Here is a 13792-nt window from a genome sequence, read left to right as displayed (position 1 = left end):
CAACAAGGAATCGCACGCCGGTCCGTAATCGGCGCGATGCGATCATGCTGGAATGATGAGGATGGCCAAGAACCTTTGTATGCTCGCAGCCCTGTTGGCTGTTTGTGCCCCGGCCCCGGGATGGGCAGCGCCGAAAATCGATCGTGGCAACGGCAGTTTCTTCAACAAGCCCGGAGCAACTGCCGAACTTGCGACCCGCGAGATGGATAGCTGTCGGAAGCTGGCGAGGGGCGCCGAATCCCAAATCAACACCATAGATGTCCTGGCGGGCGGCCTCGCCGCAGTCTTCGGCGGTGCACTGGCCGATGGCGAACAGAAGCGGATCAACACGGAAAACTGCATGCTGATCCGGGGCTGGAACCTCTATGCGATGACGCGCGAGGAAGGCCGGGCGTGGAAAGCCATGCCAGAGACAGAGCGCAGCGCGCAGCTCGCCGTTCTGGTCGGCGCTGACAAGCCGACGCGCGGCAGTCTGCTGCGCACCTGGCACAATGATTATGCGGAGCCGGCGCTATGGCAAAAGAACTGATTGCCCTGCTCAGCCTTGCGCTAACCACTCCGGCCATGGCGCAACTGACCGAGCAGGTGGATCTCAAGAAGCCTGAACGCCCTTTGCCCGGATCCAGCGAGGCCATGATCGTGCTGCGCCCCCATGCACCGGGCATGGCTGGCGATAACCGCATCCTGTTCTACCGCTACGACCCGGTCACCGGCAAGGTGGCAGTGGACGCGCAGGGTCAGCCCATCGGCACGAAGATCACCTATAGCTATACGGTGTTCGGCGGTAAGAAGGGCGGGAAGGCGCTGCGCGTCGCGATCGTTCCGGCGGGCGACTACGTGCTGGCAGGGCGCACGTTCAACTTGACCTATACCGATGTCTTCTGCTTCGGCGCACCGCGCTTCAAATTGAAACCGGGTGCGATCACCTATATCGGCGATTTCGAGATGCTGGCGCTAGAGAAGATGGCGGACGGAGGACGGCGCAATGCCATGCGCTACTCATCGGACCTAGAATCGACACGCCAGCAATTTGCCGCAGCCTATCCCGACTTAGTAGCGCAGCTGGCTGCCTGGCAGCCCAGCAACGGGGCGACTTTCCAATGCCTCGGCGACGAATTTGTCGCCTATGCGGTTCCAGATACCCGCCCCTGAAATCAGGGCTTGAATGCGACCCGACGTTCTCGCCTGCAAGCATCGCTGCCCCCAGCTTCCCGCCAATGCCGGAAAGCCGGGAGCAGCCATAAGGTGGTCAACCTTCCTGATCAGCCCGGGCGGTGCCGTTGCCGTCGAGGTTCTGAGCCACGAATTCCCAGTTGATTGCCTTGTCGAGCACGGTGCTCAGGTAATCCGGGCGCGCGTTGCGGTAGTCGATGTAGTAGGCGTGTTCCCACACATCGAGCGTCAGCAGCGGCTTCATGCCTTCGTGCGCGACCGGCGAGTCCGCGTCGTGCAGCGAGGTGATTTCCAGCTTGTCGCCGTTGAGCACCAGCCATGCCCAGCCGCTGCCGAAATGGCCGATGGCTTCTGCCTTGAGCTTTTCCTTCAGGTCAGCGACCGATCCGAAATCAGCGTTGATGCGCTCTTCGAGCGAGCTGGGGATGGTCTGCGCTTCGGGGCTGAGGCAATGCCAGAAGAAGGTGTGGTTCCAGATCTGCGCGGCGTTGTTGAACAGGCCCTTGTTGCCCTTGTCCTTGGCGGCGACGATGACCTTGGAGAGGCTCGCGCCTTCGAGGTCCGTGCCCTTCACCATGTCGTTCGCCTTGCCGACATAGGCGTTGTGGTGCTTGCCGTGGTGATAGTCGAAGGTTTCAGCCGACATCACGTCGCCGAAAGCGGTCTTGTCGAAGGGAAGCGGGGGAAGGACGAAAGCCATGGGTCATCTCCTGTTTGGGAAGGTTGGAACGCTTGCCGCAACGCATATGGGCAATTGCCGGTGCGGGTAAAGGGCCAAAGCGTGGGCGCTAGCAGCAATTACGGGGTGCGCCTCATTCGGTTGCGATGCGCCAGGGCGGATAGCGCCGGTTCTCGCCACCGAAATAGAGGCACAGGACATTGCCCGCCGGGTCGCACAGCCTTGCCTCGCGCCAGCCCCAGCTCTCGTCGCGCGGCATCTGGTCGATCGCAAACCCTTCCGATGCGAGCGCCAAGACGCGCGCGTCGAGATCCGCGCATTCGAGATACGCCATTGCCCCGCCTCCAGCTTCGCCGACATGGATCGAGAGCGTTGCACCATTGCCTGCCTCGAACCGGGCATAGCCATTGTCAGGGCTGTCGACGATCTGAACCAGCCCCAGCGCGCGGTAGAAGGTGACAGAAGCGGCGTAGTCCGTCGCGCCAAGGGTGATCTGGTTGAGGTTCCAGCCGGGTGCCAGCGCATCGTTGCGCACGTACTGGTGGCCCATCGGTCCATTGACCGCAACCAGCGCGGGTGCGTCGCGCAGCGCCAGCCGGACGAACAGCCGAGCACGCTCCACCGCCTGCTCCAGCGCAAGCCCCTGCCCCAGCAATGTCGCGATGGCACTCGACAGCGTGCAGCCGGTGCCGTGGGTGTGCGGGCTGTCGATGCGCGGATCGTCCCAGCGGGCGATCTCTCCCTCGCGGGTCACCAGCCGGTCGGTTACCGTCTCGCCGCTCGCATGGCCGCCCTTGATCAGCAGAGCGGGCGCCAGCTCCAGCACCGCCGCCTCGCCGCCCAGCGCGCCGAGTTCGGGCAGATTGGGGGTGACGAGCGTCGCGCAGCCCATCAGGCGCTTGAACGCGGCGATGGTGGCCTCGTCAGCGAGCACCGCGCCGCTCGAGGCGATCATGACGGGATCGAATATGACAGGGGCCTCGTCATTCCCGCGAACGCGGGAATCCCGCTTGTGCGGGAATGACGAAAGCCAGTCCGCCAGCGCTTCGGCAATCTCGGGCGAGCCCAGCATGCCGATCTTGATCGCATCGAGCCCGAAATCGCGCGCCACCGCATCGATCTGTGCGATCACCATATCGGCGCCCAGCACCTGCACCGCATCGACCCCGCCCGAGTTCTGCGCGGTGATCGCGGTGATCGCGGTCATCGCGTGCCCGCCCAGCATGGTAATGGTCTTGATGTCCGCCTGAATGCCCGCGCCGCCCCCGGAATCGGAACCTGCGATCGTCAGGATGCGGGCAGGTCGCTCAGCCATGCTGCGTGAACTTCCGCGCGGTCGATCCCGGAAACTTGGCGAGCAATTTCTTCGCGCGCACCGGGCGGTCGACCAGTTCGCCGCCGCAATTGGGGCAGATGTCGTCAAGCGCCTCGCTGCATTCGGCGCAGAAGGTGCACTCGAACGAACAGATGAACGCGCCGGGAGCATCGGCGGGGGTGTCCGCGCCGCAGCGTTCGCAATCGGGACGCATCTCCAGCATCAGGCGGTCACCTCCGCCACCACAGCGCAGATGCGGTCCACCACCGCCTCGACCTGCGCGGCGTCATCGCCCTCGGCCATCACGCGGATCACAGGTTCGGTCCCCGAAGGACGGATGACCAGTCGCCCGCGTCCGCGCAGTTCGTCTTCGGCTTCCGCGATGACCGCCTGCACGCGCGGATTGTCCAGCGGCTTGCCACCGGCAAAGCGGACATTCTTGAGCAGCTGCGGCACCGGATCGAACACATGCAACAGTTCGCTCGCAGGCTTGCCTTCGCGCACCAGCTCGGCCAGCACCTGCAGCGCAGCGACCGTGCCGTCGCCGGTTGTCGCGTGGTCCAGCAGGATCATGTGGCCCGATTGCTCGCCGCCGACATTGTAGCCGCCTGCCCGCATCGCGCCCAGCACGTAGCGGTCCCCCACCTTGGTGCGGATCAGCTCGAGCCCCTGCGCCTGCAGGTACCGCTCCAGCCCCAGGTTCGACATCACCGTCGCGACCACGCCCCCGCCGCGCAGCCGACCCTGCCGCGCCCAGCTGGCACCGATCAGCGCCATGATCTGGTCGCCGTCGACGACCTTGCCCTGTTCGTCGACCACGATCAGCCGGTCGGCATCGCCATCCAGCGCAATTCCGATGTCCGCGCCCGATGCGACGACGCGCTCCTGCAGCGTCTCGACATGGGTGGAACCGACCCGGTCGTTGATGTTGAGGCCGTTGGGGGTCACGCCGATGGCCACCACCTCCGCGCCCAGTTCCCAGAAGGCCGAGGGAGCAACCTGATAGGCTGCACCATTGGCGCAATCGACCACGATCTTGAGGCCATCGAGCCTCACCCGATCAGGAAGCGATTCCTTGACCGCATGGATATAGCGCCCGCGCGCATCCTCGATCCGGCGGGCACGGCCGATGGCCTCGGACTCGGCCAGCTTGGGGTCGCCTGCGTCCAGCAACGCCTCGATGCGCAGTTCGTCCTCATCCGAAAGCTTGAAGCCATCGGGGCCGAACAGCTTGATTCCGTTGTCCTGGAACGGGTTGTGGCTGGCGGAGATCATCACGCCAAGATCCGCGCGCATCGAACGGGTGAGCATCGCGACCGCCGGGGTCGGCATCGGTCCGACCAGCACCACGTCCATGCCCACGCTGGTGAAGCCTGCGACGAGCGCGTTCTCCATCATGTAGCCCGAAAGGCGGGTGTCCTTGCCGATCACGACCCTGTGCTTGTGCGTGCCCCGCAGAAAGTGCGCGCCTGCCGCCTGGCCCACCGCCATCGCCATCGCCGCGGTCATGAAACCGCTGTTGGTGCGGCCGCGGATTCCATCGGTCCCGAAAAACTTGCGTGTCACGAATGCTTTTCTCCGTTTGCAGCGTATGGCACGTAACCGATTGCGTTGCCGCTTGCCAGCCATCCGCGTGCATCTATGGTGGCACAAGGTCGTAAAAAAACATGCAAAATCCTTGCTTCACTGGGCAGGATGGGACCGAGACAGGGGCTTTTGAATGCTGAAGACATTGCTGGTGCTGGGTGCCCTCATCATCGGCATCGCATTGGGCATCGCGATCGGCAACGGCGCGCCGGGTGCCATCGAGGTCGCCGACCTGATCGGATCGCTGTGGCTGCGCGGACTACAAATGACCGTCGTTCCGCTGGTTGTAGCGCTGCTGATCACCGGTATCCTGCGCACGGCCCAGATGGCGACCGCAGGCCGGCTGACGGTCCGCACCATCACCACGATGATCGTACTTCTCTGGCTTTCAGCAGCGATGGCCACATTGGTCACCCCCGCGCTGCTTGGTACGTTTCCTTTGCCCGAGGCCGCCCGCGCGGCGCTGCAGGGCGCGCTGGCCAATGCCGAGCCCACCGGCGAAGTCCCACCGTTTACCGATTTTCTGCGCGCGCTGATACCAACCAATCCGATTGCCGCGGCCGCGAATGACGCCATCCTGCCGCTGATCGTCTTCACACTGGCCTTCGCTTTCGCCCTGACCCGGTTGCCGGAAGACGAGCGCCGCCCGATGCAGGGGTTTTTCGGAGCCATCGGCGATGCGATGATCATCCTGATCGGCTGGGTGTTGACCCTCGCCCCGATCGGCGTGTTCGCGCTGGGTCTGGTGGTCGGGTCGCGTGCGGGCGGTGCCGCCTTTGGCGCGCTGGGCCATTATGTCCTGACCGTCGTAGCGGTCGGATCGGTGGTGTGGATCACGGCCTTTGTGATTGCGGCAGTCGGCGGGCGGATCGGTCCACTGGCGTTCCTCCGGGCGTCGATCCCGGCACAGGCGGTGGCAATTTCCACTCAATCCTCGCTTGCCTCGCTGCCCGCCATGCTGACGGGCGTCCGCAACCTTGGCGCGGGCGAGCGGACTTCGGACGTCGTGCTGCCGATCGCGGTCGCGCTTTTTCGCGCCACCGGCCCCGCGATGAACATGGCAGTGGCGATCTATGTCGCGCATCTGATGGGGGTCGAGCTTGGCCCGGTGGCTTTGCTGGCGGGACTGGCTGCGGCAGCGATCACCACCATGGGATCGGTCTCGCTTCCCGGATCGATCAGCTTCATCGGTTCGATCACACCCATCTGCTTTGCGATGGGCGTGCCGATCGAGCCGCTGGCGCTTCTGTTGGCGATCGAGGTGTTTCCCGATATCATGCGCACGCTGGGCAACGTAACGATGGACATGGCGGTCACCACCACGATCGCCCGCGCCGAAGGAGACACGCAATGATCTATCGCAAGCTCGGCGGACTGGAAGTGTCGGCCCTTGGGCTCGGCTGCATGCCGATGGCCGGGATAGGCCCCGCGATGTACGGCAAGGCCGACCATCGCGAGTCCATCGCCACGCTCGAGCGCGCGATGGAGCTGGGCGTTACCTTCTTCGATACCGCCGAGGTGTACGGTCCGTATGTCAACGAGGAGCTGCTTGGCCAGGCGATCCGCGGGCGGCGCGAGCGGCTGGTCATCGCCACCAAATTCGGTTTCCGCCTTGCAGATGGCAAGGTCACCGGGGTCGACTCCTCCCCCGAGAACGTGCGCCGCGCTTGCGAAGGATCGCTGAAGCGGCTGGGGGTCGACACCATCGATCTGTATTACCAGCACCGCGTCGATCCCGATGTGCCGATCGAGGAAATGGTGGGAGCGATGGCGCGGCTGGTGGAGGAAGGCAAGGTGCGGTTCCTGGGTCTGTCCGAGGCCGGCGCGGACAATATCCGCCGGGCGCACGCCACGCATCCGATTGCCGCGCTGCAGTCCGAATATTCGCTGTGGGAACGCGGAGTGGAAGAGGACATCCTGCCGCTGTGCCAGGATCTGGGGATCGGCTTCGTGCCCTACAGCCCGCTGGGGCGTGGCTTCCTGACCGGGCAGTTTTCCAAGCGGTCCGATCTGCCAGAGGGCGATTATCGCCTCAACGACCCGCGCTATTCGGAAGAGAATTTCGCCAGCAACATGGTGATCGTCGATGCGGTCAAGACCATCGCCGCCGCGCACAGCGTCTCGCCTGCGCAGATCGCGCTCGCCTGGCTGCTCGCGCAGGGTGACGATGTGGTGCCAATCCCCGGGTCCAAGCGCCGCGCGACGCTGGAGGATTCCATGGCCGCAGTGAATGTGAAGCTCAGCGCCGCCGATCTCGATGCGCTCGATGCAGCTGCCCCAAGGGATGCCACCGCCGGCGACCGCTATGGCGAGGTGGGGATGAAGATGGTGCGGATCTGACGCTGCACCGCTCTCCCCTGAACGGACGAGAGCGACACCTTGGAGCCTACCACCAGCGGAAGACGCCCGCAGCGCCGACGCCCAGCGGCATATGCGCCCATTGCGCGCCCAGCCACAGCGCGACGCCGCCGATCAGTGCGATCCAGCCTGGAAAGGCAAGTCCGCGGCCAAAGGGCACGAAGCTGGTCTTGCCCTGCCAGTGCAGCCAAGCATCGCCCATCAGGATGAACTTCTTGGCGTCCTGCAGCCTTGCGCCGACCAGCGCCAGCACAATGATCGCGCCGCACAGGATGAAGGTATCGATCCGCGGCGCCACCAGGATATGGCTGACACCCCATAAGGCAAAACCCCACATCATCGGGTGACGCGTGATGCGGAACACCCCGGCAGGGTCCTTGACCGCGATCCGCTTGGCCGCAGCTTCGGGCACCGGCAGCGCAGGGTTGCCGATTAGCGAGCCGGCAAACAGGATTGAGGCGACCAGCATCAGCAGCGTACTGACCGCCCAGAGCGCATCGCCGGCGGGCCAGAAGGCCTCGGTCACCGGCGCGCGCTTGAAGCCTTCGACCATCAGGAACAGCGTCAACAGCGAGACGGCGGCATAGGCGAGCTGGAAACCCTTGTCGCCCAGCCGTGCCACCATCGGCGCGCGCAGGGGATGCGACATCGCAAAGTGGCTGCCGACAAAGCCGATCGCGCCAGCCAACAGCATCGCATAGCCCTGCATAGACGCTCTCCCCTGCCCGCCGGCTGCCCTGTGTCAGCGAGTCCCTGATGGCACCATATTACCGTTCATAGGCCTTGGGCAACGCCCCTTCCTGCGGGGTGCGATAGCGGTCGCGCAGCTTGGCCTGGCGGTTGCCTAGCGGCTGGCTGACGCCATCGATCATCACCGCGACCGGCGCGGACGAGAGCTCGAGCGGGTCGCCATCCCAGATCACGACATCGCCCTGACGGCCAGGCTTCAGGCTGCCGAGCATCGCATCGACACCCATCGCCTGCGCAGGGCCCGAGGTGATCGCGGCAAAGGCCTGATCCCAGCTCAGCCCGGTTGCCCCCGGCACGCGCTGCAGCGCCACCAGATTGCCCGCGTACTGCGGCGAGTAATGCAGCTTGTGCGCATCGCTGTCGTCGATCATGCCGATCGCGATCGTCACCCCGGCCTGCTTCATCCGGCCGATGTTCGATTGGGTTGCTGCGGTCTTTTCGAAGTCGGAAGGCAGGTCGTTGAGCGCCGAGGCGATCACCGGAACCCCGGCGGCCGCGATCTGGTTCGCCACCAGCCAGCCTTCGGACACCCCGACCAGCACCAGCTTGAGCGCGGGGAATTCCTCGCGCAGTTTGATGACGTTCAGGATGTCGGCGGCGCGCTCGACATGCACCAGCAACCGGATTTCGCCATTGACCACCGGCAGCAGCGCTGCGGCATCCTGGCGGTTGAGCAGCGCGTCATGCGGGTGCGCTGCAACGCCGCGCTGGCCGACGGCCAGCGCACGCGCCTCGATCAGCCCGTTGCGGAATTCCAGGAACGCCGAGGCCCGGCTGCCGCCTGCCTTGGACGATCCGGTTTCGCCCAATTCGACGAACTGAAAAGCGCGCGCCTTGGTGACCGCGTTGTAATCATCGCCCAGATCGATCAGCGCGCCCATGCCCGCGAAGATCGATGCCGGCGCTTCGGGCGCGACCACTGCACGGGTGATGCCCGCAGCGCGGTTGACCGCAATCGGCGTAACCTTGGCGTTGATCGCGGGGGCAACGTCGATGGCAGCAGAGAAATCGCCGGTGTTGGCGCTGCTGTCGTTGGTTTCGCGGACCGCCTCGACCTCGACCAGGCCGATGCGGCTGAACCCTGCGAACAGCCCGGGTGTCACCCAGCGGCCAGCGGCATCCACCACCTGCGCCCCTGCAGGCACGGCAACCCCCGCGCCAGCTGCGACGACCTTGCCATCGCGCAGCACGACGGTGCCGCCTTCGATCGGGGCGCTGCCGTCACCGATGACGACCTTGCCCCCGGTGATCGCGATGGTCTGGGCGGCGGCAGGCGCCGCAAACAGCGTGGCGGCGGCGGAGACGAACAGAAGCGCCTTGGTCATGTCGCGGCTCATTTCGTGTCTCCCTCTCCAGGCTGGCCAAGCTCGAAATCGCTCACCGGACGGCGCCTGGGATCATTGGCGTCGTACATCATCGCGCCGTCGATCCAGACCTTTTCGGGTCTGGCGTAGACCGAAAGCGGGTTGGCATTCCACAGCACGACATCGGCCATCTTGCCGGGCTTGAGGCTGCCGGTCTTGTCACCGATGCCCATCGCCTTTGCGGGGTTGTAGGTCAGCCAGCTGATTGCAGTGGCATCCGAGATGGTAAAGCCCATCCGGCGTCCGTCGCCCAGCGCCTTGGCGGCTTCCTGGTTCAAACGCTGGATCTGGTTCTGATCGTCCGAGTGGATGATGGTGCAGGCACCGGCGTTCTGGATGATCGCGGCGTTTTCGGGAATGCCGTCATAGGATTCCATCTTGAAGCCCCACCAGTCGGCCCAGACGGCAGAGCAGATGCCGTTGTCCTTGAGCAAATCGGCGATCTTGTAGCTTTCCACCGCATGGTGGAAGGTGGAGACGGTGTAGCCGAACTCCTTGGCCATATCGATCACGATCGCCATTTCATCAGCGCGATAGCAGTGGTTGTGGATCTGGATCTTGCCTTCGAGCGCGCCCTTGAGCGTATCCATGCCGATGTCGCGCGCAGGCGGGGTGCCGCCCTTCTTCTCATACTCGTCCCAGCGCGCCTTGTATTCGGCGGCGCGGGCCCAGGTCTGGCGGTTGAGCGCCAGATTGCCCATGCGGCTGCCGGGCTTCTGGTTGCGGCTGCCGTAGACGCGCTTGGGGTTCTCGCCGCATGCCATCTTGAGGCCATAGGGTGCGCCCGGGAACTTCATCGCCTGCATGGTGCGCGCAGGGACATTCTTGAGCGTGACCGAGCGGCCGCCGAACAGGTTGGCCGAGCCGGGCAGCACCTGCAGGCTGGTGATGCCGCCATTGGCGAGCGCGCGGCTGAAGCCGGGGTCCTGCGGCCACACGCTGTGTTCCGCCCAGACGTCCGCGGTTACCGGCCCGGTCACCTCGTTGCCGTCCGAATTCGCCTGCACACCGGGCGAGGGATAATTGCCCAGATGGCTGTGGATATCGATGATGCCCGGGGTCACGAACTTGCCGGTGCCATCGATCACCATCACATCGGCGGGGATCGCCGTGCTGGCATCGCCCACCGAGGTGATCTTGCCGTCGGTGAAGAACACCACGCCATTTTCGATCTGTCCGCCCTCGCCATCGAAGATGGTGACGTTGCGGATCGCGGTGGGCTGGCCGGGATAGACCTTGTAGGTGCTGGGATACGGGTTCTCGTTGAAGCTGACCTTGGCGGGCTTGGCCGCGCTGCCGCTGGCGGAGGACGGCGCTTCGGCGGTTGTCGTATTGGCACAGCCAACGACCAATATGGCCGCCAGCGGCGCAGTGAACCCGTATCGCATGTTGTTATCCCTGTCGCAGTTCGGTTGGTTTTATCAGTTCAAGTTCAGGCGCCGCGCGTGGCGGGATTGATCCCCGCAGCCTGGGCTTCGGCGAGCTCCGCCTCGCCCGCCAGCGGCTCGACATCCTTGAGCGTATCGAGGTGCATCAGCTTCTTGATCAGCGGCGAGACGACCATCACGGCGACACCCACGCCGATCGCGATCCAGCCGATGTTCGAATACACGTCCAGCACCGTCTGCTGGCCCGCACCTTCACCGCTCGCCGCTTCCGAACCGGTTGCAGCCGCGATCAGCCCGGCGACGAAGTTGCCCGAGGCCGAGGCGAAGAACCAGGTGCCCATGATAAGCGAGGCCATGTGCGCCGGCGCCAGCCGGTTCATCGCGCTCAGACCCACCGGCGAAAGGCACAGCTCGCCCGTCGTGTGCAGCAGGTAAATGAGGAAGATGAACAGCACCGGGGTGGGAACGCCCGCACCGGTTGCCGCAGCGCCCGCCACCAGAACCAGGAAGCCCGCGCCCAGCTGGACCATCGCCAGCCCGAACTTGGCGGGGGCAGACGGCTCGAGCCCCTTGCGGCCCAGCCAGGTCCAGATGCCCGCGAAGAACGGCGCTAGCAGCACGATGTACATCGCGTTGACCGACTGGAACACCGATGCGGGCACGCCGCCGCGGTCGACATAGCGGTCAGTATAGAGGTTGAGCGAGGACCCTGCCTGTTCAAACAATGCCCAGAACAGGATCGAACCCAGGATCAGGAACATCGCGGCAAAGATGCGATCGCGGTCATGCGGCTCGAGCTTGGTGACCGCAGTGATCAGCACATAGCCGACCAGCACGACACCAGAGACCAGCAGCAGCCAGCCGACGACATCCTGATACTGGATCAGCGCCCAGATACCGAGCACGGCGGCGATGCCGACGCCATAGATCAGCCATTCCTTCTTGATGCCCATCACCGGGGCAGCGAGCGCAGCAGGATCGGGCGATTCGCCGCGACCGCACAGCAAGGGCTTGCCCAGGATGAACACGACGAGGCCGAGCAGCATGCCGATGCCGGCAGCGCCGAAGCCATAGGACCAGCCATAAGTTTCGCCCAGATAACCGCAGGCGAGCGACCCCAGGAATGCACCCAGATTGATGCCCATGTAGAAGATCGTGTACGCGCCGTCGCGGCGGACATCAGTGCGCGGATAGAGCTGACCGACGATCACCGAGATGTTCGCCTTCAGGAAACCCGAGCCGACAATAATGAACGCCAGTGCCAGCCAGAAGATGCTGAGCGAAGTGGGGTCCTGCCCGCCGGTGCCTTCAAAGCCCATCAGCGCATGGCCGAAGGTGAGCAGCACAGCGCCGAAGGTCACCGCCTTGCGCTGGCCGAGGTAACGGTCGGCCAGATAGCCCCCCAGCACCGGGGTGATATACACGAGAGCGGTGTACGCCCCGTAGATGACGCCCGATTTCTCGTCCGAGAACAGCCAGTGCTTGGTGAGGTAGAAAATTAGCAGCGCGCGCATGCCGTAATAAGAAAAGCGTTCCCACATTTCTGCGAAGAACAGCACATAGAGCCCCTTGGGGTGCCCCAGAAACGTGCCCTTGGAATCGCCGCTGACGGCATAACCGCTGGCCATAATCGCTATTGCTCCCGTCGATTTTATAATGGCGGCCTGCCCCCTGAGCCGCCATAGCATGCGCGCCAACCTAGACAAAAAAGCGCGGCTGTGAAGCGCCTTGTTGCAGTTGTTACCACCCCGCCGCATTCCTGCCGCCGACCGGAGCCAGACGTGAACCAGTTCAACGACCTTTCATCACTGCCTGCCTATCTTTCCAGCCGCCGCTCGGGGCGCCCGCGCGACATGGTCGCCCCCGGCCCCGATGCCGCGCAGCTTCGGTCGATCGTCGCGACCGCATCGCGAACCCCCGATCACGGCAAGCTGAACCCCTGGCGGGTGGTGCATGTGGCGGGCGACCAGCGCGATCGGCTCGCCGAGTTGCTGACCTCCGCCTATCGCGCCGAAAAGCCCGAAGCCGGACGGCTCGAGATCGAGGCGATGGAGACTCTCGCGCGGCTCGCGCCCGAAATGCTGGTGGTGCTTTATTCCCCGCGCGAATCAAGCAAGATCCCGCTCTGGGAGCAGCAGCTTTCAGTCGGGGCATTCGTGATGAACCTGCTGCACGCGATCCATGCGCAGGGCTTTGTCGGCGGGTGGATCACCGGCTGGCCAAGCTACAACGCGGCGGTGCGCGACCAGTTCGGCGCGGCGCCCGAGCAGATTGCGGGCTTCGTGTTCATCGGCACCGCGGGCCAGCCGCTCGAGGAGCGGCCACGGCCGGATCTCGACGCGGTGTTCAGCACCTGGCAGCCCGGCACGACCTGACGCACCTTCGCCAACCGGGCGCCCCCCAAGCCTGATCAGACCTCGTCGCCCTCGGGCGGCTCGCTCAGATCGATCCCTGCTGCCTCCTCTTCGGCGAATTCGCGGGTGATTTCCGCATCGAGCTTGTCGAGCGGTTCCAGCTTGGATTCCTGCTTGTGCGCCAGCTGCGCAGCGGCGTCCCACGCCTTGGCGGCGCCCAGCGCGATATCCTTGCGGTTCTTCAGAGTTTCGTTGGCAGCCTTGGCGATCTGCAGGCTTTCCTGCTCACGGCAGAATTTCTCGGTGACGCGCACACTGTGCCCTCCTTGGTGTTGCTGGTGCCGACCTTCAGGCGGCGACGGGCGCAGCTACGCGCGGTATCGATGCGGATCTGGGCGAACCTGAAAGCGCACCGTAGCAGTCTGCGGCGGGAGACGCGAGGTATCGTTCGAGCATGCCGAGGATGCCGGTGTTCGCGTCTGCATCGACCTTGCGCGCGATGAGGTCCTCGCTGTGCGTCAGTTCAGCCAGATCGTGCCCGACATAGTTGCGCGTCGCAGCTCGATGTCGCCATCGGTCGGTGCGTAGCTGAACTGAACAGCAAGCCAGCGTCGTATCATTCCGGGTCCTGCCTGGGTGGCCTGCCCCTTGGCCTTTGCTGCGGTGCCGCAACCTTGATCCCCCGCCGTGCGAGCGCCTCGCGCAGCAGCACCTCGATCTCGGCATTCACGCTGCGGAACTCATGCGCCGCTGCGCGCTCGAGCGCGTCGTACAGCGACGGCTCGAGGCGCAGGGCAAAGGACTTCTTTGGAGGAGCTGCCATG

15 protein-coding genes are annotated in these 13792 nt (G+C 64.7%); 5 read left to right on the top strand and 10 right to left on the bottom strand.

Going from position 1 to position 13792, the window contains the following annotated elements; all coding sequences use genetic code 11:
* Positions 1–61: 61 nt before the first annotated feature.
* Positions 62–529, top strand: a complete 468-nt coding sequence (locus BSY18_RS02225) for a hypothetical protein (RefSeq protein ID WP_150126186.1) — start codon at positions 62–64, stop codon at positions 527–529.
* Positions 514–1152: a hypothetical protein gene (locus BSY18_RS02220; RefSeq protein ID WP_150126185.1), complete on the top strand. Its 639-nt coding sequence runs from the start codon at positions 514–516 to the stop codon at positions 1150–1152. Before BSY18_RS02225 ends, BSY18_RS02220 begins: the two co-directional genes overlap by 16 nt.
* Before the next feature lie 97 nt (positions 1153–1249).
* Here the strand turns inward: BSY18_RS02220 and BSY18_RS02215 are convergent, their stop codons facing one another.
* The 4 genes from BSY18_RS02215 to glmM all read right to left on the bottom strand — a co-directional run bounded on the left by BSY18_RS02215 (position 1250) and on the right by glmM (position 4733).
* On the bottom strand, positions 1250–1873 hold the full coding sequence (locus tag BSY18_RS02215) for a superoxide dismutase (RefSeq protein ID WP_069049508.1): 624 nt from the start codon (positions 1871–1873) through the stop codon (positions 1250–1252).
* 112 nt (positions 1874–1985) lie between these two features.
* Positions 1986–3167, bottom strand: coding sequence for a bifunctional hydroxymethylpyrimidine kinase/phosphomethylpyrimidine kinase (thiD, locus tag BSY18_RS02210; RefSeq protein ID WP_069049507.1), 1182 nt, complete (start codon positions 3165–3167; stop codon positions 1986–1988).
* Positions 3160–3390 (bottom strand): DUF1272 domain-containing protein, encoded by a 231-nt coding sequence (locus tag BSY18_RS02205; RefSeq protein ID WP_054134488.1) that lies wholly within the window; start codon positions 3388–3390, stop codon positions 3160–3162. The genes thiD and BSY18_RS02205 overlap by 8 nt, the downstream gene beginning before the upstream one ends.
* Positions 3390–4733: a phosphoglucosamine mutase gene (glmM, locus tag BSY18_RS02200; protein ID WP_054134489.1), complete on the bottom strand. Its 1344-nt coding sequence runs from the start codon at positions 4731–4733 to the stop codon at positions 3390–3392. The genes BSY18_RS02205 and glmM overlap by 1 nt, the downstream gene beginning before the upstream one ends.
* Positions 4734–4887: 154 nt before the next feature.
* Here glmM and BSY18_RS02195 point away from each other — a divergent pair, with 154 nt between their 5' ends.
* Complete coding sequence (locus BSY18_RS02195; protein WP_054134490.1) at positions 4888–6108, top strand: dicarboxylate/amino acid:cation symporter; 1221 nt, start codon at positions 4888–4890, stop codon at positions 6106–6108.
* Complete coding sequence (locus BSY18_RS02190; protein WP_069049506.1) at positions 6105–7094, top strand: aldo/keto reductase; 990 nt, start codon at positions 6105–6107, stop codon at positions 7092–7094. Before BSY18_RS02195 ends, BSY18_RS02190 begins: the two co-directional genes overlap by 4 nt.
* Positions 7095–7140: 46 nt before the next feature.
* Here the strand turns inward: BSY18_RS02190 and BSY18_RS02185 are convergent, their stop codons facing one another.
* The 4 genes from BSY18_RS02185 to BSY18_RS02170 are packed head-to-tail and all read right to left on the bottom strand — an operon-like array spanning position 7141 to position 12242.
* Entirely contained in the window at positions 7141–7821 is a 681-nt protein-coding gene (locus BSY18_RS02185) for an NnrU family protein (RefSeq protein ID WP_069049505.1), read from the bottom strand.
* 58 nt (positions 7822–7879) lie between these two features.
* A complete protein-coding gene (locus BSY18_RS02180) occupies positions 7880–9187 on the bottom strand; it encodes an amidohydrolase family protein (RefSeq protein WP_069051640.1) in 1308 nt (435 codons plus the stop codon).
* 8 nt (positions 9188–9195) lie between these two features.
* Positions 9196–10614 carry an amidohydrolase gene (locus BSY18_RS02175; RefSeq protein ID WP_069049504.1) on the bottom strand — a complete coding sequence of 473 codons (1419 nt, stop codon included), beginning with the start codon at positions 10612–10614 and terminating at the stop codon, positions 9196–9198.
* A 44-nt stretch (positions 10615–10658) separates the two neighbouring features.
* Positions 10659–12242: a peptide MFS transporter gene (locus BSY18_RS02170; protein WP_069049503.1), complete on the bottom strand. Its 1584-nt coding sequence runs from the start codon at positions 12240–12242 to the stop codon at positions 10659–10661.
* Positions 12243–12395: 153 nt separating this feature from the next.
* On the opposite strand from BSY18_RS02170, the gene BSY18_RS02165 reads away from it, so the two are divergent.
* Entirely contained in the window at positions 12396–12989 is a 594-nt protein-coding gene (locus tag BSY18_RS02165; protein WP_054134496.1) for a nitroreductase family protein, read from the top strand.
* Positions 12990–13024: 35 nt separating this feature from the next.
* On the opposite strand, the gene BSY18_RS02160 is transcribed toward BSY18_RS02165, so the two are convergent.
* The gene (locus BSY18_RS02160; protein ID WP_054134497.1) at positions 13025–13282 is read right to left on the bottom strand and encodes a hypothetical protein; all 258 of its coding nucleotides are present in this window, start codon (positions 13280–13282) and stop codon (positions 13025–13027) included.
* 302 nt (positions 13283–13584) lie between these two features.
* Positions 13585–13791: a hypothetical protein gene (locus BSY18_RS02155; RefSeq protein WP_054134498.1), complete on the bottom strand. Its 207-nt coding sequence runs from the start codon at positions 13789–13791 to the stop codon at positions 13585–13587.
* Position 13792 lies beyond the last annotated feature (1 nt).

Source organism: Blastomonas sp. RAC04 (assembly GCF_001713435.1).
GTDB classification, from domain to species: domain Bacteria; phylum Pseudomonadota; class Alphaproteobacteria; order Sphingomonadales; family Sphingomonadaceae; genus Blastomonas; species Blastomonas fulva.
The sequence above is the reverse complement of the archived record's forward strand: the minus strand, read 5'-3'. Positions and strand labels throughout refer to the sequence as shown.